The organism is Embleya sp. NPDC127516, assembly GCF_044765325.1.
Taxonomy (GTDB): Bacteria; Actinomycetota; Actinomycetes; order Streptomycetales; family Streptomycetaceae; genus Embleya.
The window spans coordinates 149,283-164,814 of record NZ_JBIWJT010000004.1; the positions used below are offsets into that span (position 1 = coordinate 149,283).

Consider the following 15,532-nt stretch of genomic DNA (forward strand, 5'->3'; position numbering starts at 1 on the left):
AAACAAGAGACCCTTCGCCCGGGCCGCCGCCCGCGCGCCGGACCGCTCGGTCGCCCCCGGCCCGCCGACCAGACTTGACGAGCCGGCAAGCCGGCGTTCGCCGGTACGTCGCCCGGCGCCACTACACACATGTCCATGACCTCAGTGGACAGAAGGACCCTCCTGCGCACCGGTTCCGTCGTCGGCGCGGGCCTGGCGATCGCCCCGGTTATGGGCGCGGCCTCGGCCTCGACGTCGGACGCGCCCGCGTACGTGGCCTCCGGCCGGCCGAGCCTGAGCCACGGTGTGCAGAGCGGCGACGCCACCGCGTCCTCGGCGATCGTGTGGGGCCGCGCTGATCGGCCGGGTCGGCTGATCGTCGAGTACGGCACCCGGCCCGACCTGCGCGACGCGCACCGTGTGCGGGGTCCGTGGCTGACTGCGGCCGGTGACCTCACCGGCCGGGTTCGTCTGCGCGACCTGCCGGCGGGGCGGCGGATCCACTACCGTGTCCGGGTCGAGGGCGAGCGCGGCGCGGCGGGCGAGGCGGTGACCGGTTCGCTGCTCACCGCGCCGAGCGAGCGCAGCCGTTCCGGCGTGCGGTTCGTGTGGTCCGGCGACACCGTCGGCCAGGGCTGGGGAAGCAACCCGGACATCGGCGGCATGACCATCTTCGAGCAGATGCGCCGCCTGCGTCCGGACTTCTTCCTCAACAGCGGCGACACGGTCTATTCGGACGGCCCGCTGGTGGAGAGCGTCCCACTGCCCGACGGCCGGATCTGGCACAACGTGGTCACCCCGGAGAAGTCCAAGGTCGCCGAGTCGCTGACCGAGTACCGGGGCCAGTTCGCCTACAACCTGCTCGACCGCAACTACCGGGCGTTCGCCGCCGAGGTCGCCCAGATCGTCCAGTGGGACGACCACGAGGTGCGCAACAACTGGTACCCGGGCCAGATCCTGGACGACGCGCGCTACACCGAGAAGCGCGTCGACGTGCTCGCCGCACGCGCCAGGCAGGCGTTCCGCGAGTGGGTACCGATCGGTAACGACCGGGTCTACCGCAAGCTCTCCTACGGCCGGCACCTGGACGTGTTCGTCCTGGACATGCGCACCTACAAGGACCCCAACGGCGACAACCGCTACGCCGACCCCGAGCGCGGGCTGCTCGGCGACCGGCAGCGGCGGTGGCTGATCGAGGGCCTGTCGCAGAGCCGGGCCACCTGGAAGGTGATCGCCAACGACCTGCCGCTGGGCCTGGTGGTGCCGGACGGCGCCGCCGCGCAGGAGGGCGTCGCGCAGGGCGACCCGGGCAAGCCGCTGGGTCGGGAGATGGAGTTCGCCACGATCCTGCGCACCGCGCAACGACGCGGCGTGCGCGGCATCGTCTTCCTGACCGCCGACGTGCACTACACCGCGGCGCACCACTACGACCCCGCGCGGGCGGCGTTCAAGGACTTCGACCCGTTCTGGGAGTTCGTCTCGGGTCCGTTGAACGCGGGCGCGTTCGGCCCCAACGCGCTGGACGGCACGTTCGGCCCGAAGGCCGAGTTCGTGCACGCGCCGCCGCGCGCGAACTACTCGCCGCTGGAAGGCTTCCAGCACTTCGGCGAGGTCGAGATCGACGGCCCCTCGGGCGATCTGACGATCAATCTGCGCGACGGCGCCTCCACCGTGCTGTGGAGCAAGACCCTGCGGCCGGTGCGCTGACACCCGCGGCGCCGCGCATCCGGCACCTGGCACCTGGCACCGGGCACCGGGCACCGGGCACCGGGCACCCGACAGACATCAGGCACCCGACCTCGGCACACCGCCCGGAAGCCCTCGCACGGACGAGGGCTTCCGGGCGCGGTCGATCAACCGGACCAGGCGATAAGGAACTTGCCCGCGAGCACCGTCGGGGCCCCGCCGAGACCGCGCCGGAGCCGCGCCGGGCGAAACATCCATCAGTACCCGAAAAAGCGCGACAAAGATCGTTCACGGCTTCGATTATGCTCCGCCACCGGTTGCCCCTCGGGGGTCGACGCACAGATCGAAGCGAGGCACAGACATGGACACGAAACGCGTTATACCGGGCCCCGACGCCCCGGCCCGGGGCCCCGCCGGCGGGCGCGCCTTCCGTACCGTGATCCCCGCCGTCGCCGCGTGCCTGCTGCTGGGCGCGTGCGGCGGCGGCGAGGACAAGGCGGCCAAGGACACGGACACCTCCACGGTCATGCCCAAGAGTGGTGGGACGCTGACCGTGGCGATGGCGAGCGACATGCGCTCGATGGACCCGTTCGGCGCGCTGAGCAACTCCTATACCGACAACACCCGGCTCAACGCGGTCTACGACTCGCTCTTCTGGCACGAGGCAAAGACCGGCAAGGTGATGCCGCAAATCGGCGAGAGCCTGACTCCGGACCCGGGCAACGCCTCGTGGACGCTCAAGCTCAAGCCGAACGTCAAGTTCTCCGACGGCACGCCCTACGACGCGGCGGCGGTGAAGTTCACCTGGGACGAGCACGCCGCGCCCGCGCGCAAGTCGTACCAGGCGGGCACGATCCAGGCGGTCAAGGCCACCGAGGTGGTCGACCCCACCACGCTCAAGATCACGCTGAGCGGCCCGAACGCCAACTTCGACCACATCGTCGCGTCCAATCTGTCCTTCATCGTCTCGCCCACCGCGTACCGCAAGGACCCGGCCGGCTTCGCCCGCAACCCGGTCGGCGCCGGTCCGTACACGTTCAAGGAGTGGACCAACGGCGACCACATGACGTTCGTCAAGAACCCGGGCTACTGGCAGGGCGCGGCCAAGCCGTACGCGGACACCGTGGTGTTCAAGATCATCCAGGACAGCACGCAGGCGCTGGAGACGGTCTACTCCGGCGGCGCCGACCTGAAGGTCTCGGTCAACGCGGAGGACCCGGTCAAGGCCAAGCAGAAGGGCCTGGAGACCAAGGTCGTCACGATCATCGGCGGCGAGTCGCTCTACTTCAACAACAAGCGTGCTCCGTTCGACGACGTCCGGGCCCGCCGCGCGGTGCAGCTCGCGCTGGACGCGAACGAGGTGAACAAGATCTCCTTCAGCGGCAACGGCACGCCCACGCACAGCATCTTCCCGCCGGACAGCCCGCTGGTGGAGCCGGGTACCGAGACCGTTCAGCGCACCGACCGTGCGGAGGCGCAGCGGCTGCTGAACGAGTTGGCGGCCGAGGGTAAGCCGCTGGACTTCACGTACTCGATCCCGCAGAACGCGAACGCGCAGCGGACCGCCGAGTACATCATGACCTCGCTCCAGGGCCTGAAGAACATCGGCGTCAAGATCGCGCCGATGCCCATCGCCGCGTTCCAGACCGACATCGTGATCAACAAGAACTACCAGGCCGCGATGTTCAGCTACTACCTCTCGGACGCCGAACCCGGGCTGTACGTGAACCTGTACAGCACCAGCCCGAACAACTACCTGCTGTACGCCAACCCCACCGTGGACCAGAACCTGGACAAGGCCCGGACCACCAACGACCCGGCCCAGCGCAAGGCCGCGTACACGGCGGTCGCCGCGCAGCTCAAGCAGGACGCGCCACTGTGGACGTACCAGTCGTCCGTGGTCACCGGGTTCCACCGGTCGACGGTGGTGGGCATGGTGCTCACCAACGACGGCATGGTGCTGATGGACCGGATCGGGCTCAAGGGCTGATCAGGGCCGCTCCCCGGGCCGCGAACTCGTAGGCTCGGGCTCCGGACTTGAGTCTCCACCCGGTGGAGACGGCACGGTGAGGGACATGGACGGCGCGACCCTGTATTCGATCGGCGACCTGGCGCGGCGGACCGGCCTGTCGGTTCGCACGATCCGGTTCTACGCGGACGCGGGTGTCGTGCCGCCCACTCAACGAAGTCCCGCCGGCTACCGGCTGTACGACCTCGACGCGCTGGTCCGCCTCGAACTCGTACGCACGCTGCGCGACCTCGACATCGATCTGGAGACCATTCGTCGCGTGTTGGCGCGCGAGGTCACCGTCGGCGAGGTCGCGCGGGCGCACGCGAACGCGGTGGACACGCAGATCCGCACCCTACGGCTGCGTCGGGCCGTGCTGCGCGCGGTGGCTCGGCGGGGATCGAGTCCCGAGGAGTTGGAACTGATGCACAAGCTCGCGAAACTGTCCGACGAGGAGCGCCGGAAGATCGTCACCGACTTCCTCGACGCGACCTTCGCCGACCTGGACGTCGACCCGGATTTCCTGGCCAAGATGCGCTGCGGATTGCCGAACCTGCCCGACGACCCGACCTCCGAGCAGCTCGAGGCGTGGGTCGAGCTCGGCGAGTTGGTCGCCGATCCCGACTTCCGCGCGTCGATTCGGCGGATGGCCGAGTACCAGGCGCAGGCGCGCGGCCGCGGCGACGACGTCGCGCCGGACGCGCACGAGCGGCTGACCGCCATCACCCGCGAACTGGTCGAGGCGGCCCGTACGGCCGGCGTCGAGCCGACCTCGCCCGAGGCCGAACCGGTGGTCGCCGACCTGCTCGCGCGGTACGCCGGCACGTTCGGTCGCACTCCCGACGCGGCCTTCGTCGCCTGGCTGGTCGAGCGCTTCGAGATCGGCACCGACCCGCGCGCCGAACGCTATTGGCAGTTGCTGGGCGTGATGAACGGATGGCCGTCCTGGCCGAGCATGACGCCGGTCTTCACCTGGTTCCTCGCCGCGCTCCGCGCCCGGAACGGCACCGCCTAGTCCCCGGCACGCCGCGGGCGGCGCAGGTTCGCGGCGTTCGGCCTCACCGTGGGCGGACCCGCGCGTTGCCTGCCCGGGCGCGACGGATTCCCCGTACGAACACGAAGAGGGTGGTGGGCGAATGCGATCCGCCCACCACCCTCGATCATCCGGTGCCGGTGGAACCGGCCCCGCGATGGATCAGCTCACCAGGACGCCTTCCCGGTCGCCGTCGCCGCCGGCCTTCGGCTCGTCCTCCTCGTCCGGGCGCTGCGCGAGCTTGCTCGGCCACCAGATCTTGCGGCCGATGTCCAGACCCAGCGCGGTGACCAGGACCGAGCGCACGATGAAGGTGTCCAGCAATACGCCCAGCGCGACGGTGAAGCCCATCTCGGCGAACGAGACGATCGGCAGCGTGCCGAGCACCGCGAACGTGGCGGCCAGCACCAGGCCGGCCGAGGTGATCACACCACCGGTCGCGGACAGCCCGATCAGCACGCCGCGCCGGGTCCCGTGCCTCTTCGACTCCTCGTGCACCCGACTCATCAGGAACACGTTGTAGTCGATGCCCAGCGCCACCAGGAACACGAACACGAACAGCGGGAAGCTCACGTCCGTGCCCTTGAAGCCGAACAGGTGCTCGAAGAGGAACACGCTGATACCCAGGGCCGCGGCGAAGGACAACACCACGGTGGCGATCAGCACCAGCGGTGCGATCACCGCCCGCAGCAGCAGGCCGAGCACGATCAGCACCACGAGGAGGATGAGCGGGATGATCACCTTGTCGTCGTGCTCGGACGCCTTGGCGATGTCCATCTGGGTCGCCGTGCCGCCGCCGACCTTGGCCGCGCCGTCCGGTACCGCGTGCATCGCGGTGCGGACCCGGTTGACGGTCGCCTTGGCCGCCGCCGAGTCGGGCGAGTCGCTCATCACGCCCTCGATCTGCACCCGCCCGTTCGCCGCGCCGGTCTGGCGCACGCCGTTGGGGGCGATCCCGGGGGTCGCCTGAAGCGTCTGCATCAGCGTCGCCCCGGCCGACTCCCGGCCGATCACCACGATCGGGTCGCCGGAGCCCGCCGGGAAGTAGCGCTCGGAGACCTCCTGGCCGCTGATCGACTGCGGCTTGTTGGTGAACGAGTCCTTGTTGGCGATGCCGTCGCCGTTGAGGTTGGTCAGACCGATGGTCATCACGCCGAGGATGACCGCGGTCACGATCCACACCACACGCGGACCGCGGGCGATCTGCCGGCCGACCTTGGCCCAGATGCCGTTCTCGTCGTGCGTGACGGCGTCCGGCTCGTACGCCGGGCGGATCGGCCAGAACACCCAGCGGCCAACGATCACCAGCAGCGCGGGCAGCAGCGTGGTCATCGCGACCAAGGCGACCAGCACACCGAGCGCGCAGACCGGCCCCAGGCCCTTGGTGGACTGCATCTCGGCGGCCATCAGGCACAACATGCCGACGCCGACCGTCGCGGCGCTGGCCACGATCGCCGGACCGGCGCGAAGCAGCGCGGCCGCCATCGCGTCGTGCCGGTCCTCGTACCGGTGCAGCTCCTCGCGATAGCGCGCGATCAGCAACAACGCGTAGTCGGTGCCGGCGCCGAAGATCAACACGGTCAGGATGGCCGCGCTCTGCCCGTTGACGACCAGACCGGCCTTGGTGAACAGGTACACCACGGCCTGCGCCATGAACAGCGCCGCGACCGCCGAGATCACCGGGAGCAGCCACAACACCGGGCTGCGGTAGGTGAACAGCAGGATCAGGACGACCACGCCCAGCGTCGCGTACAGCAGCGTCCCGTCGATGCCCTCGAACGCGGAGGCCTGGTCCGAGCCGAGTCCGGCCGGGCCGGTGACGTACGACTTCAGGCCCTCCGGATTGTCCTTCAGGGCTTCCTTGAGTTGATCGACCGCGTCCCCGAGGTCGTTCCAGCCGCCGTCCTTGACGGTGATCGGGACCAGGGTCTGCGCGGCCTTGTTCAGCGGATCGAACGTCGGCTGCTCGACCTGGCTCGTGACACCCTTGGCGGTGCCGAACTTGGCCTGGTCCTCGGCTATCGCCTTCGTGTCGTCCGGCGTCAGACCGGACTCCCGCTCGTAGACCACGACGGCGGGAACCGTCGTGTCCGGACGGAAGTCCTTCTGTTCGTGAATGACCTTCGTGGATTCGGCCTCGGCGGGCAGCCAGGACGAGACCTCGTTGTTCTGAGCGTCGGTCAGCTTGCTCGAGAGCGGCATTGCCACGACGAGCAACACCACCCACAAGGCCAGCACGACCCACTTGGATCGACGCCCGCACGGCAACGCCGCAAGCGCCTTGATCCGGTTCATGTTTCCCCCAGCTGATGGGCTGATTCCAAGGAAGCAGCGGTCGATCGACAACATGGAGTCAGCTCGACGCCGGGTTTGACGGCCGGTGATCGAGACTGTCCACGACACCGTCCGGAGCCAACCGGACGGTGTCGAAATAGTTGTGTTGCATACAGGAGTTCAGACTGCGCGGCGCCCCGAAACTCATCGCTTGCCGACAGCCCGACGGCGGATTGTCCTGGATGGATGGCACTACCGTCCACCCAATACCGCCCAGTTGGGCACAGGGCGGGTTAATTCCTGGTGAACTCGCCGAATTAGAGGCGTGATTCACCGTCGAATCATGACGGAGTGGGCACGCGAGCCTACCGTCCGGTCCTCGTGGCTCGTCGTCAGGTCTTGCCGGTCGAGTCGGTCGAGTCGGTTGGTTGGTTCCGGCGAACCGGTCGGGTCGGTTGGGTCCGGGTCGGCCCTCGTCGTCCGGGGCAGCATGGCCGGGCCGTCCAGAAAACGTTCGAGGACGAACTCGAAGCGTGCGTCGATGCCCGGCCCGGTGAGTTCACGCGCGGTCGCCACCAGGTTCGGGTAGGTGTCCGCGGGCAATGCCTCGATGGTGTCGCCGATCGCGCCCACCGCCTCGCCGATCGGCACTCCGGCGGCGGCCGCGGCCGAGACCGGCCGCTGTTCGCTGTCACCGCGGGCTCGATCGGGTGCGCACCGGCCGGATCGCTCACGGCGCTGATCGCCGGTCGCGCGGTGCAGGGCGTGGGCGGCGCGCTGCTGCTGCCCGGCAGCATGTCGATCATCCGACACGTGTTCGCCGACGATCGCGAGCGGGCTCGGGCGATCGGAATCTGGTCGGGGGTGTCCGGCGCCGGACTCGCGCTCGGCCCGGTGATCGGCGGCCCGCTGGTGGACGCGTTCGGCTGGGCCAGTGTGTTCTGGATCAACGTACCGATCGGCGTCGCCGGAATCCTGGTCGGCGCCGTGGTCCTGCCCGAATTCGCCGAGCGTCGCGGCCGGTTCGATGTGCCGGGGCTCGTCCTGGGCGTGCCGGCCATCGGCGCGCTGGTGTTCGCGCTGATCGAGGGCCCGACCCAGGGCTGGGGCTCGGTCCGGGTGCTCGCCGCGGCCACGCGGGCCGCCGGTGCGCTGATCGCCTTCGTGTTGGTGTTGGCCGACGCGCGGGTCCCGGCGGACGACGCGCGCCGCATCGTCGAGCGGTCGTGCGCGACGCCACGACGACCGCGTTCATGGACGGCCTGCACCTGGCGCTGTGGACGGGCTCGGCGATGCTGCTGGTATCCGCGGTGCTGGTGGCGTACCTGATGCGGGATCGGCCGAAGCGGCCGGCCGCGAAGGACCCGGCCCGGATCGCGAACCTCGTCGGCTGACCGCAGGCCGGCCGGGTACGCGGTGCAGGACCCCGTCCCGGCGGGTACGCCGGGGGTGTGTCGGCGTCCTCAGCGTTCGGATGTCGGGCCCAGGACGGGCTTGAGGTCCAGGATCGGAGTGCCGTCGATCGCCTCCAGGTTGCGTACGTGCACCCTGAGGCCCTCCACCCGCACGATCACGATCCGGTGCAGCCCGATCGGGTTCGGCCGGTCCGGTGAGCGGGTGCTGAACACGCCGGTGGCCGGCCGCTCCCGGTCGCCGCGCGGATGCACGGTCAGTACGTCCCGGGCGGCGCGGTCCAGCCAGGTCAGCAGCACCGCCTCGTCGCCCGCGCGCAGGTCGCCGAGTCCCGCGCGCACCTCCTCCGCGAACACCAACCACGCGTCCGGCGCCCCCTCGTCCGCCTGCCGGGGCGCCGAACGCCGGTCCACGAGCACCGATTCGACCCTGCCGATGGGTCGCACCGCGTACGAATCCCGGATCACCGGGACCACCTCCTCATCCTCCACACCGACCGGTGACCCGCCGAGCACGCGGCCGGCGGGTCACCGTCGGTGTGCATCGGTCGTATCCGTGGGACGGCCTGTGCTCAGTAGAGGCTCATCATCGCCTCGCGCACCTCGCGCAACGTCGCCCGGCCCACCGTGTCCGCGCGTTCGTTGCCCGCGCGCAGGATGCGGCGGACCTGGGCCGGGTCGCGCGCGTACTCGGCGCGGCGGGCCCGGATCGGAGCCAGGAACTCGTTCACCGCCTCGGTGACCGTCCGCTTGAGCGCGGCGGCGCCCGCCGTACCGATCTCCTCCGCCACCCGACGCGGATCGCGGCCCTGGCAGAGCGCGGCCAGCAGGACCAGGCCGGACACCTCCGGGCGAGCCTCCGGGTCGTAGGTGATGTGCCGGTCGGCGTCGGTCCTGGCCCCGCGGATCAGTTTCGCCGTCTCGTCCGCCGTCGCCGCCAGTGCGATCGCGTTGCCCCGGCTCTTGCTCATCTTGGTGCCGTCGGTGCCGAGCAGCAGCGGCGCGGCCGACAACAGCGCCTCGGGTTCGGGGAAGACGGGATGCCCACCGGCCGGGTAACGGTCGTTGAAGCGGCGGGCGATGGTGCGGGTCAGCTCCAGGTGCGGCAGCTGGTCCTGGCCGACCGGGACCAGATTGCCCTTGCAGAACAGGATGTCGGCCGCCTGGTGCGCGGGATAGGTGAACATCAGCCCGCTCACCGCCGCCTGCCGCGAGTGCGCGATCTCGTCCTTGACCGTCGGATTGCGGCCCAGCTCCGCGACCGAGACCAGGCTCAGGAAGGGCAGCAGCAGTTGGTTGAGAGCCGGGATGGCGCTGTGCGTGAAGATCGTGGTCCGGTCCGGGTCGATCCCGACCGCCAGGTAGTCGAGCAGCAGCCCGTCGACGTGCTCCATCAGCCGGTCGGCCACGTCGCGGTCGGTGAGCACCTGGTAATCGGCGATGACCAGGTATTGCTCGACACCCAGATTCTGCAGGCGCACCCGATTGTGCAGGGTGCCGAAGTAGTGGCCCAGATGCAGCCGTCCGGTCGGGCGGTCCCCGGTGAGCACTCGAAAGCGCCCCGGTTCGCGACGAATCCGCTCTTCTACAACGGCACTTCGAGCCTGCGCGGCGTTCGTGCCCATCGGGTCGATCGGGTCGATCGGATCGATCGGGACAGTAGGGGCGGTGGGCACTGCCGACTCGGTCGGGAGGACCGAAACGGAGGTGTGCATCGTGGTGTTCGGCGTGCCGGTCATGATCTGTCTCCTGGTCTGTGGGCGGATCGCCGTCCCGACGGCACCCATCCCTGATCCAGGGCACAAAAAAGGGCCGTCCGTCCGAACGACCCTGGTCATGCACGAATGGTGGTCGCCCCTAAGTGGAGCGCCACCAACTCTGACCCGCTGTAAACCGCATCCCCCAACCATACCCCGCCCCCCACACACCCGCGGGCAACTCCCCGGGTCCCCAACCGACGCAACGACGACCGCCCGCTGTCGGAGGCGCATCGGCGGCCCCTCGCCCGTCAAGCGGTATCGGGCGTCGGCAAGCGCGGCTCGACGTGGCGAACCTCGTTGCAGTGTGCCGAACCTCGTTTCAGGGAGCCTGACTTCGGTCCCCGCTCGTTCGCAGCGGCGGGTGGGGCAGCGGAGTTGGTGGTTGTGTCCGATAATCGTCTGTCGGCCCGGGAACCACCCGAACCGATCCGAGAGCGCTGTGGAGAACCTTTGGGGAGGTATCCATCCGCGGCACGGCGGACGAGGCGGATGTGGCGGGCCCACCGCGCTCCGCCTCCTCGGGCCGATCCGGCATGGAAACCGAGGCCGCGAGACGGTGCGAGGTCGCTCCGGGGAGCGGCCGCGCAATTGCCGCGCTTGCTGACACAGTCCCCCGAATTCGTGTTCCTTTCCGCCTTCCTGGCACCCCTGGCAGGCCCCTCATCTGCGGGGCTTCCACCGAAAACGCCCCATCGCCCTTCCCGAGGGCGCTACCGTCGCCTACAAGGACCCGATGCCCACAGGCTCGATCCGTCTCCACGCTGCCGACACCCGGGCGGCGGGTCCGGAACACCCGCCAGGAAAGGCCCACCGCCGTGCCGCACCCATTGCTCGACGCCATCGACACCGCGCAGGACCCTGCCGACTTCCTGCGCTCGATCGGGACCGTGCACACCACTTTCGGCGACCAGGACTCCGGCGCGGTCTCCTACGGCGTGCACGCCGAGGGGAACTGGTTCGTCAAGACCGGCCCCAACCCCGCGTCCGCGCTCAGCCTGCGCCGCGCGATCGACCTGCACGCGCACGTACGACACCCGGCGATCGTGCCGGTGCTGCACACGTTCAGCGCCAATGGTGTTCCGGTGACGGTGGGGCCGTGGCGCACGGGCGAGGTGCTGTACCACTCGACGGTCAAGCGCGCGGGCAAGCAGTTGCGCACCGGTGCGGCCTCGCCGCTCGCCCGCTTCCGGGCGCTGCCGTTGGACGACGTACACGCCGCCCTGGACGCGATCCTCGACGCACACCGGCTGATCGACGCGGCCGGCTATGTGGGCGTGGACTGGTACGACGGGTGCGTGTTGTACGACTTCGACGCGCGTCGCGTGCACCTGATCGACCTGGACGAATACCGCAGCGCGCCGTTCGTGCTCGACTGCGCGCGGCTGTCCGGGTCCACCCGGTACATGCCGCCCGAGCACAGTAGGCGCGGCGCGCTGGTCACCCGCACCGGCACCGTGTTCCTGCTCGGCCGCACGCTGCGCCTGCTGCTGGACGCGGGCGACGAGGAACGCGCGTGGCGCGGCACGCTGGCGCAACTCGCCGTGGTCGAGCGGGCGACCCGACGCGACCCGGCCGAGCGCTACCCGAACGTCACCGAACTCTTCGACGCGTGGTGCGCGGTCGCGCCCGCCGGTCTGCTCTCCGGCTCCCACCGGGTGTGAGTACGCGAGCCCCGGACGCCTCGGGCACGTCCGGCACTTCGGGCGCCCACCGGAAGGCGTGACATCCGGCGGACTCAGCGCCGAGGTCGGCCGAACAGGTCGTCGCGCGCCTCGTCGAGGGCGATCAGCACGGCACCGTCCAGAATCGCGTTGCCGGGCACCGTGCCCGCCAGTACCCGGGTGGTCAGCGGAGTCGCCTCGGCGAGTGCGGCCTCCACCCGATCGGCCAGCACCGTGCCGCCGGCCCGTCCGGTCTCGCCGCCCAGCACCACGCAACCCGGGTCGAGGATGACCGCCAGCGCGGCGACCCCGAGCACCACCCGGCCGGTGAGTTCGTCCAGGAACGCCGCACCCGCCTCCGCCTGCCGCGTCGAACCCTCCTGCTCGGCCGCCGCCCGGACGCATTCCACGGCATTGCCGGTGAAGCCGTGTCGGGCGGCCAGTTCCTCGATCGCGACACCGGAGACCAGCGTGTGGAAACCGCCCTTGCAGTCGGTGCGCGAGGGCAGGTGATCGGTGCCCGGGACCGGGAGGAAGCCCAGTTCACCGCTGCCGCCCGACGCTCCCCGACGCAGCCGCCCGTCCAGCATCACGCCGGCGCCGATGCCCTGACCGAGCCAGACCAGCACGAACGTGTCCAGACCTTGGGCCGCGCCCAGGCGCTGTTCGGCGATGGCGGCGAGGTTGACCTCGTTCTCCAGGACCACTCGCCCGCGCTCGCGCAGCGCGGTCACCAGGAGGGCGTGCCAGCCCGGCAGGAAGTCGGCCGAGCGCTGGTTGCCGGAGACCGGGTCGATCAGGCCGGGAGCGCCGATCCCGAAGGTGTGCAGGGTGTCGGCGCCGGCCCGGGTCGCCGCGTCGTCGAGCAGTTCGAGCACATCGGCGAGGGCTTGTACGGGATCGCGATCCGGCGGTATCGCCAGCGCGCCGGTCGCGACGGTCCGGCCGGCCAGGTCGGCGACGGCCACCTCCACCCCGCCCACACGCACGTCCAGGCCGGCGATGTGGGCGCGCTCGGCGACGATGCCGTACAGCCGCGCGTTCGGGCCGCGCTGTCGCTCGCCCGCCTCGCCGACCAGGTGGATCAGGCCCGCGCCGCCGAGGCGTTCGACCAGATCCGCGACCGTGGGCCGGGACAGTCCGGTGAGGGTCTTGAGCTGGGAGGCGGTCAACGGGCCGTGCTCGATCAGCAGATCGAGCGCCAGGCGGTCGTTGATCGCACGGGCGGTGCTCGGCGTCGCGGTGTGGGCGGCTGTCATGGATAGCGATCCTCGCAGACTCTTTCTTTCAGGAACCCTGCCTGATAATTTATCGCACCATGACGCAGACTTCCATGTCGCCGAACACCGCCGGCCTGCCCTCGACCCCGCCTTCGCAGAAGCCCGCGCAGGCGAGTTCGCAGACGCCTGCGCCGGCAACCTCACCGACACCGCCGCGATCGCCGTCGCACACGCCCGACGTCTCGCCGCTCGCCTCCTCCGCCCCGCCGCCCACGGCAACGGAGGCACCACCGCCACCGCCCGATCCGTCCACCACCGAGGTCGCCGAGGCCGGTCGGGCCCGGATCGCGGCAAGCCTGATCTTCGCCGTGCACGGTGCGGTCGGCGGCGGCTTCGCGTCCCGCCTGCCCTGGCTTCAGGACCACCTCGATCTGAGCCCGGGCCAATTGGGACTCGCGCTGGCCGCGCCCGCCGTCGGTGCCTCGCTGGCGATGCCGTTGGCCGCGTCGCTGGTGCACCGACACGGCGGCCGGACCGCGCTGCGCTGCCTGATCGCGCTGTGGTGCGCGGTGCCGCTGCTGCCCGCTTCCGCGCCGGGTCTGCCGTGGCTGTGCGCGGCGTTGCTGGTGTTCGGCGTGGGCGCGGGCATGTCCGACGTGGCGATGAACACGCAAGGACTCGTGGTCGAACGGCGGCTCGGTCGCTCGACGCTCCCGCTGCTGCACGGAATGTGGAGCGCGGGCGCGCTGATCGGCGCCGGCCTGGGCGCGGCCGCCGCGTTCGCCGGGCTCGACGCCCGCGTACACCTCGCCATCCTGGCCCTGCTGCTCGCGTCGGCGGGTTGGTTCGCCGGCCGCAACCTGCTCGACGCGCGTCCCACCGCCGGCGCGAAGGCCCCGCCACGCTTCGCGCTGCCGTCCCGCCCGGTGCTCGTGATCGGCGCGGTCGGCTTCTGCGCGATCTTCGCCGAGGGCGCCGGGATGAACTGGAGCGCGGTACACCTCAGGGAGGTCGCGGACGCCTCCCCCGGTGTCGCGGCCCTCGCCTACACCGGCTTCGCCTGCACGATGGCCATCGCCCGGCTGGCCTCCGGCACGGTCGTGGACCGGTTCGGGGTGACCCGTACGGTCCGGGCCGGCGCGGTGCTGGCCACGATCGGCGCGATCCTGGTGGCGACCGCGCACTCCCCCCTGCCCGCCGCGCTCGGCTTCGCGCTGCTCGGCGTCGGCGTGTCCGCCGTCCTCCCGCTGACCTTCGCGGCGGCCGGGCGGATCGGTGACGACCCGAGTCAGTCCATCGCGGGCGTGGCCACGGTCACCTACACGTCCGGCCTGATCGCCCCCGCCCTCGTCGGCGGCATCGCCGACCGCGCGTCGCTGAGCGCCTCGTTCGCGGTGGTCGCCGTGCTCACCGCGATCCTGATCCCGGCCGCCCGCATGCTCGGTCCCACGGCCGCCCCGCGCGGCACGGACACCGGGCCGGCCGGCCCGGGCGACGCACCCTCCGTTCCGGGCAACCTGGCGCCGCCCGCCCTGGTCGGCACGTCCACCTCGGGCGCGGTGACCTCGGTGTCACCCCTTCCGACGGACGGCCGGTGACACCCGAGCACGGAACCGACCGGCGCCGCCGCACGTGGGCGGCGCCGGTCGGCGCTCGGGTCAGCCCAGGGCCTTGACCAGTTCGGCGGCCAACGGGGCGGAGGAGGAGGGGTTCTGGCCGGTGTACAGGTTGCGGTCGACGACCACGTAGGGCGCCCAGGGAGTGCCCTCCCGGAAATCGACTCCCAGTTCGGTCAGGCGGTCCTGGAGCAGCCACTCGGCCCGGTCCGCGAAGTCGGCCTGGGTCTCCTCGGCGTTGGTGAACGCGGTCAGCCGGTAGCCGGCGAACGGCGAGGTGCCGTCGGCGCGCTTCGCGGCGAGCAGCGCGGCCGGCCCATGGCAGACCACCCCCAGCGGCTTGCCCGAGTCGAGAGCCGCGGTGAGCAGCGCACCGGAGGTCGCGTCCACCGCGAGATCCTCCATCGGCCCGTGGCCGCCGGGGTAGAAGACGGCGGCGTAGTCGGCGAGGTCGACGTCGGCCAGGTCGATCGGCGTGCGCAGCGCGGTGAACCGCTCCAGCGCGGAGGTCACCGCGGCCACCCCGTCGGGGCCGCCGTTCACCTCGGGCGCCAGGCTCGCCCGGTCGACGGTGGGTTCCACGCCTCCCGGGGTGGCGACCACGACCTCGTGGCCGGCCGCGGTGAACGCCTCGAACGGGGCGGCTGCCTCCTCGGCCCAGAAGCCGGTCGGGTGCCGCGTGCCGTCGGCCAGCGTCCAGTGGTCCGAACCGGTGAGCACGAACAGGATCTTCGCCATGAGTCTCTCCATTCGGCGCCGCCGAGCGGGTGCGCTCGGGAGCCATCATGTGATCGCTTCGTCGGTGTGTGGGTGCGTCGCGGCGTCGGATCGTCGCGGCGTTCGGATCGTCGGATGTTCGCCGTCGAATCCACCCGGTCGGTCG

The 15,532-nt window shown here is 70.9% G+C and carries 12 protein-coding genes; 6 read left to right on the forward strand and 6 right to left on the reverse strand.

Annotated features, from left to right (window positions below; all coding sequences use genetic code 11):
* The first annotated feature begins 135 nt into the window (after window positions 1-135).
* The 3 genes from ACIRL2_RS08545 (at window position 136) to ACIRL2_RS08555 (ending at window position 4,688) form a co-directional block, all read left to right on the forward strand.
* Window positions 136-1,686, forward strand: coding sequence for an alkaline phosphatase D family protein (locus ACIRL2_RS08545; protein WP_402231049.1), 1,551 nt, complete (start codon window positions 136-138; stop codon window positions 1,684-1,686).
* A 340-nt stretch (window positions 1,687-2,026) separates the two neighbouring features.
* Complete coding sequence (locus ACIRL2_RS08550) at window positions 2,027-3,655, forward strand: ABC transporter substrate-binding protein (RefSeq protein ID WP_402231052.1); 1,629 nt, start codon at window positions 2,027-2,029, stop codon at window positions 3,653-3,655.
* 85 nt (window positions 3,656-3,740) lie between these two features.
* Window positions 3,741-4,688, forward strand: a complete 948-nt coding sequence (locus tag ACIRL2_RS08555; RefSeq protein WP_395858710.1) for a MerR family transcriptional regulator — start codon at window positions 3,741-3,743, stop codon at window positions 4,686-4,688.
* A gap of 180 nt (window positions 4,689-4,868) precedes the next feature.
* Here ACIRL2_RS08555 and ACIRL2_RS08560 read toward each other — a convergent pair whose 3' ends face one another.
* Together ACIRL2_RS08560 and ACIRL2_RS08565 are read right to left on the reverse strand one after the other, a co-directional pair.
* Window positions 4,869-7,001: an MMPL family transporter gene (locus ACIRL2_RS08560; protein ID WP_395858711.1), complete on the reverse strand. Its 2,133-nt coding sequence runs from the start codon at window positions 6,999-7,001 to the stop codon at window positions 4,869-4,871.
* A gap of 309 nt (window positions 7,002-7,310) precedes the next feature.
* Window positions 7,311-7,793: a hypothetical protein gene (locus ACIRL2_RS08565; protein ID WP_402231559.1), complete on the reverse strand. Its 483-nt coding sequence runs from the start codon at window positions 7,791-7,793 to the stop codon at window positions 7,311-7,313.
* Here ACIRL2_RS08565 and ACIRL2_RS08570 point away from each other — a divergent pair.
* Window positions 7,722-8,309: an MFS transporter gene (locus ACIRL2_RS08570; protein WP_402231546.1), complete on the forward strand. Its 588-nt coding sequence runs from the start codon at window positions 7,722-7,724 to the stop codon at window positions 8,307-8,309. The genes ACIRL2_RS08565 and ACIRL2_RS08570 overlap by 72 nt on opposite strands.
* A gap of 134 nt (window positions 8,310-8,443) precedes the next feature.
* Here ACIRL2_RS08570 and tsaA read toward each other — a convergent pair whose 3' ends face one another.
* Window positions 8,444-8,860, reverse strand: a complete 417-nt coding sequence (tsaA, locus tag ACIRL2_RS08575) for a tRNA (N6-threonylcarbamoyladenosine(37)-N6)-methyltransferase TrmO (RefSeq protein WP_395858715.1) — start codon at window positions 8,858-8,860, stop codon at window positions 8,444-8,446.
* Between the two features lie 104 nt (window positions 8,861-8,964).
* Window positions 8,965-10,017: a tryptophan--tRNA ligase gene (gene trpS / locus ACIRL2_RS08580; protein ID WP_402231548.1), complete on the reverse strand. Its 1,053-nt coding sequence runs from the start codon at window positions 10,015-10,017 to the stop codon at window positions 8,965-8,967.
* Window positions 10,018-10,967: 950 nt separating this feature from the next.
* Between trpS and ACIRL2_RS08585 the strand changes: the two genes are divergently transcribed.
* Window positions 10,968-11,813, forward strand: coding sequence for a serine/threonine protein kinase (locus ACIRL2_RS08585; RefSeq protein ID WP_402231056.1), 846 nt, complete (start codon window positions 10,968-10,970; stop codon window positions 11,811-11,813).
* Between the two features lie 74 nt (window positions 11,814-11,887).
* On the opposite strand, the gene ACIRL2_RS08590 is transcribed toward ACIRL2_RS08585, so the two are convergent.
* Entirely contained in the window at window positions 11,888-13,072 is a 1,185-nt protein-coding gene (locus ACIRL2_RS08590; protein WP_402231059.1) for an ROK family protein, read from the reverse strand.
* A 59-nt stretch (window positions 13,073-13,131) separates the two neighbouring features.
* On the opposite strand from ACIRL2_RS08590, the gene ACIRL2_RS08595 reads away from it, so the two are divergent.
* Entirely contained in the window at window positions 13,132-14,631 is a 1,500-nt protein-coding gene (locus ACIRL2_RS08595; RefSeq protein WP_402231061.1) for an MFS transporter, read from the forward strand.
* 60 nt (window positions 14,632-14,691) lie between these two features.
* On the opposite strand, the gene ACIRL2_RS08600 is transcribed toward ACIRL2_RS08595, so the two are convergent.
* Window positions 14,692-15,387, reverse strand: a complete 696-nt coding sequence (locus ACIRL2_RS08600) for a type 1 glutamine amidotransferase domain-containing protein (protein WP_395858719.1) — start codon at window positions 15,385-15,387, stop codon at window positions 14,692-14,694.
* Between the last annotated feature and the right edge of the window lie 145 nt (window positions 15,388-15,532).